This window comes from Dactylosporangium sp. NPDC049140 (genome assembly GCF_040648435.1).
In genome coordinates this window covers 1-5,378 of the sequence record NZ_JBEZDS010000128.1, presented here as the reverse complement: position 1 = coordinate 5,378, position 5,378 = coordinate 1, and the positions used below count along the sequence as shown (strand labels likewise).

Below are 5,378 nucleotides of genomic sequence, written 5' to 3'. Positions count from 1 at the left end.
CGGGGGCGGCCGGAGTTGACGGCGGAACGGTTTGTGGCTGGGCCGGATGGTGGGCGGTGGTATCGGACCGGGGATGTGGTGCGGTGGCAGGCGGATGGGCGTCTGGAGTTTGTGGGCCGTGCTGATGCGCAGGTGAAGGTTCGTGGGTTCCGGATTGAGCCTGGTGAGGTTGAGGCCGCGGTCCGGTCGCATCCCGGTGTTGGTGATGTGGTGGTGGTTGCGGATGAGCAGCGGTTGGTGGCGTATGTCGTCCCGGCGGATGTTGCGGTGGGTGTGCCGGCGGTTGAGGTGTTGCGGGCGTGGGCTGGGCAGCGGCTGCCGGAGTACATGGTGCCCGGGATCTTTGTTGAGCTGCTGGAACTGCCTGTGACTCGGAACGGGAAGGTGGACCGGGCGGCGTTGCCTGCGGTGGACGGGGCCGCGGTCGTTGCTGCGTCCGGGGTGGAGTTCGTCGCGCCGGTGGGTGCCGTGCAGCACGGTGTGGCGCAGGTTTGGGTTGACGTACTGGGGGTGGACCGGGTCGGCGTGTTCGACTCGTTTTTCACGTTGGGTGGGCATTCGCTGCTGGCGACGCAGGTGTTGTCGCGGGTGCGTGGGCTGTTCGGGGTTGAGGTGCCGGTGGCGGTGCTGTTCGACAATCCGACGGTGGCCGGGTTGTCGGCGTTCGTCGAGGCGGCCCAGCCGGCGGTGGTGAGCGTGATGGAGACGGCGGATCGGGGTCGGCCGTTGCCGTTGTCGTTCGCGCAGCAGCGGTTGTGGTTCCTCGCACAGCTCGAACCCGACTCCGTCGAGTACAACATCGCCGCCCGGATGCGGCTCGGTGACGTCGACATCGCCGCCCTGGCCGCGGCGCTCGATGCGCTCCGGGCACGGCACGAGGTACTGCGGACCCGGCTCGTGGCCGACGCCGACGGGGTACCGCGGCAGGTCATCGACCCGCCGCTCCCGACCGAACTGCCGCTCATCGACCTGTCCGGGGAGCCGGACCCGGCCGCCGCAGCCGGCGAGTGGATGGCACAGTACGCGGCCGTGCCGTTCGACCTCGCGACCGGTCCGCTCCTGCGGGCCGCCCTCGTGCGGCTCGGGCCCGCCGAGCACACGCTGATGCTCGCCATGCACCACGCCGTCAGCGACGACTGGTCCGCCGGCATCCTGCGCCGGGAGCTCGAGGCGCTGTATGCCGGCGCCGAGCTGGCCCCGCTGCCCGTGCAGTACGCGGACTTCGCCGCCTGGCAGCGTGCCTGGCTCACCGGCGACGTCCTCGACGAGCAACTGACGTACTGGCGCCGCCGCCTCGACGGCGCGCCCACCCTCGAGCTGCCGACCGACCACCCCCGCCCCGCCCACCGTTCCAGCGCCGGCGCCATCATGCGGTTCGCGATCCCGGACGACACGTTCGCCGGCCTCCGTGCGCTGACCCGCGGCGGCGACGCATCCATGTTCATGACCACCCTGGCCGCGTTCGCTCTCCTCCTGGGGAGGTACACCGGCCAGGATGACATCGTCGTCGGCACACCGGTCGCCAACCGGAACCGCTCCGAAATCGAAGGCCTCATCGGGTACTTCCTCAACACGCTCGTCCTGCGCACCGACCTGTCCGGCGACCCCACCTTCGACGAGCTGCTCGAACGCGCCCGCGCCGAGGCCCTCGCCGCGTACGCGCACCAGGACGTGCCGTTCGAACAGCTCGTCGACGAGCTCGGCGTCGACCGGGACCGCTCCCGGACGCCGCTGTTCCAGGTGCTGTTCAACTACGCCACGGTCGACGGCGACGAGCGGTCCATGGCCGACACGGGATCGCGCGTACTCCCCGTGAAGTACGACCTGTCCCTCGTGCTGCGCGAGACGGCGTCCGGGCTGGTGGGCGCCGTGCAGTACAGCACCGTGCTGTTCGACGAGGCCCGGATCGTCCGGCTCATCGACCACCTCCGGCAGGTGCTCGCGGCGGTGGCCGTGGATGCGGGCGTTCGCCTGTCGCAGGTGCCGCTGCTGACGTCGGTCGAGTCCGAGACGCTGGCGACCTGGTCTTCTGGTGGCCCGGTGGTGCCGTGGTCTGGTGCTGTGCACGAACTGGTGGCGGCCCGTGCGGTGGCGACACCGGATGCGGTGGCTGTGCAGTCGTTGACGTATCGGGAGTTGTGGCGCCGTGCGGCGGGTTTGTCGGCACGGTTGACGGCCCAGGGTGTGGGCGCTGAGTCGATTGTTGGTCTGCGGTTGGAGCGCGGGCCGGACTTTGCGGTGGCGGCGTTGGCGGTGTGGCAGGCCGGTGGCACATATCTGCCGTTGGATCCGGATCTGCCGGCGGAGCGGCTGTCGTACATCTTGGCTGATAGCGGGGCCGAGGTCGTGTTGGATAGTCCGCTCGGCGACGTCGAGCTGGTAGATGCCGTTCCGCGTCCGGTTGTTCCGTCGCAGGCTGCTTACGTGATCTATACCTCGGGGTCGACGGGCCGGCCGAAGGGTGTCACGGTTTCGCACGGGAACTTGGCGTCGTTCCTGGGTGCGATGGCCGACCGTCCCGGTCTGTCTGCGGATGACGTGTTGTTGGCGGTGACGACGTTCGGGTTCGACATCGCTGGTTTGGAGATGTGGCTGCCGCTGATCCGGGGTGCGCGGGTGGTGGTTGCGGATCGGGATGAGGTCCGTGCGCCGCGCAGGCTGGCCGAGCTGATCGGCGAGCATGGTGTGTCGGTGTTGCAGGCGACGCCGGCGACGTGGCAGATGCTGGTCGAGGACGGCTGGGCGGGTTCGGCGGGGTTGCGGGTGTTGTGTGGTGGTGAGGCGCTGCCGGGGTCGTTGGCGGCGGCGTTGGTGCAGCGGGCTGGGTCGGTGTGGAATATGTACGGCCCGACTGAGACGACGGTGTGGTCCGCGGTTGACGAGGTTACGGCCGGCGCGCCGGTCACGTTGGGTTCGCCGATCGCGGGGACGCGCTGGTTGGTGTTGGATGCGTCGTTGCGTGAGGTTCCGGCTGGTGTGGTTGGTGAGTTGTACATCGGTGGTGCTGGGGTGGCTCGTGGGTATCTGGGTCGTCCGGAGTTGACGGCCGAGCGGTTCGTCGCGGACCGGGACGGCGCACGGTTGTACCGGACCGGTGACCTGGTGCGGTGGCGGTCTGATGGCCGGCCGGAGTTCCTGGGCCGTGCGGATTTCCAGGTGAAGGTGCGTGGGTTCCGGATCGAGCTTGGCGAGGTTGAGGCCGCGATCCGTGATCAGGCGGGTGTGTCGGCGGCCGTGGTGGTCGCCGACGGTTCGCGGCTGGTCGCTTACGTCGTGGGTCAGTGCTCGGTTGACGGGTTGCGGGAGCGGCTGCCGGACTACATGGTGCCGGCCGTGTTCGTGGAGATGACCTCGCTGCCGTTGAACGCGAACGGGAAGGTCGACCGGAAAGCTCTGCCTGCGCCGGAAGCGCCGGCGGCTACCAGGGACTATGTCGCGCCTCGCACGCCCGCGGAAGAGGTTCTCGCCGGTGTCTGGGGCGAGTTGTTGGATGCGCCGCGCGTGGGATTGTTCGACGACTTCTTCGCGCTCGGCGGGCACTCGCTGCTCGCCACCCGGGTTGTGTCACGGATTCGGAGCCTGTTCAGCGTCGAGGTTCCGGTCGCGGCGTTGTTCGATGCGCCGACGGTGGCCGGGCTGGCCGCGGCGATCGAGGCCGCCGCGCCGGGTTCGTCGGCGCCGGCGATCGTGCCGGTCGCACGGGACCGTGCGTTGCCGTTGTCGTTCGCACAGCAGCGGCTCTGGTTCCTCGCACAGTTCGACCCGGACTCGGTGGAGTACAACACCCCGGCGCGTATCCGGCTCGCCGGGGACGTGTCGGTGGCCGCGGTGGCTGAAGCACTCACGGCGTTGGTCGCACGGCACGAGGTACTGCGGACACGGCTCGTCGCTGACGCGGACGGGGTGCCGTACCAGGTGATCGACCCGCCCGTGCCGTTCGACGTGCGGGTCGTTGACCTTTCGGATGCGGACCATCCGCACAGCGCCGCACGGACGTGGATCGACGCCCAGGCGGCCGTGCCGTTCGACCTGGCCACCGGGCCGCTCCTGCGGGCGGCACTGCTGCGGCTCGCGGCGGACGAGCACGTCCTGGCGCTGACCATGCACCACGTCGTGGGGGACGAGTGGTCTGAGGGCGTACTGCGACGGGAGCTCGAGGCGTTGTACGCCGGCGATGAGCTGGCGCCGCTGCCGGTGCAGTACGCGGACTTCGCCGTCTGGCAGCGTGCCTGGCTCACCGGCACGGTCCTCGACCAGCAGCTCGGCTACTGGCGGGAGCGACTGGCCGGCGCCCCTGTGCTCGAACTCCCCGCCGACCGCCCGCGGCCGGCCCAGCGCTCCAGCGCGGGCGCGGTCGTGCGGTTCGCCGTGCCCGACGAGGTCGTCGCGGGCCTGCGAGCGGCCTCGCGTACCGCCGCCGCCTCAATGTTCATGACGGTCTTCGGCGCCTTCACGCTCCTCCTCGGGCGGTACACCGGCCAGGATGACATCGTCGTCGGCACACCGATCGCCAACCGTAACCGGGCCGAGATCGAGGGCCTGATCGGCTTCTTCGTCAACACGCTGGTACTCCGCACGGACCTGTCCGGTGACCCGACGTTCGCCGAGCTGCTGGGCCGGGTGCGGAACGAAACCCTCGCCGCGTACGCGAACCAGGACGTGCCCTTCGAGCAGCTCGTAGACGAGCTCGGCGTCGACCGGGACCGCTCCCGGACGCCGCTGTTCCAGGTGCTGTTCAACTACGTCGCCGGGGATGGCGAGCGAGCCGCGGTCGAGGGCGTGACCGAGCCTGCGCCGATGGCGGTGCGGTTCGACCTTTCGCTTGTTCTGCGCGAGTCCGGTTCCGGGCTGGTTGGTGCGGTGCAGTACAGCACGGCGTTGTTCGACGATGCCCGGATCGTACGGTTGATCGGGCACTTCCAGCAGGTGTTGGCGGCGGTGGCGGGCGATGCTGGACGTCGTCTGTCGCAGGTGCCGCTGCTGACGCCGGCCGAGTCCGAGACGCTGGCGACCTGGTCGTCGGGTGGTCCGGTTGTGCCGTGGTCTGGTGCTGTGCACGAGCTGGTCGCGGCCCGTGCGGCGGCGACGCCGGATGTGGTGGCTGTGCAGTCGCTGAGCTATCGGGAGTTGTGGCGCCGTGCGGCGGGTCTGGCGGCACGGTTGACGGCCCAGGGTGTGGGTCCTGAGTCGATTGTTGGTCTGCGGTTGGATCGCGGCCCGGACTTTGCGGTGGCGGCGCTTGCGGTGTGGCAGGCCGGTGGCACGTATCTGCCGTTGGACCCTGACCTGCCGGCGGAACGTCTGTCGTACATTCTGGCCGATAGTGGCGCTGAGGTGGTGTTGGACAGCCCGCTCGGCGAGATCCAGCCGGTTGACGC

The 5,378-nt window shown here is 69.7% G+C and carries 1 protein-coding gene; it reads left to right on the top strand.

Translation table 11 applies throughout. The features are described from left to right. Nucleotides 1–75: 75 nt before the first annotated feature. Nucleotides 76–5,378: amino acid adenylation domain-containing protein (locus AB0B76_RS58640; protein ID WP_360395066.1), on the top strand; the 5,303-nt coding region annotated here is incomplete at its 3' end.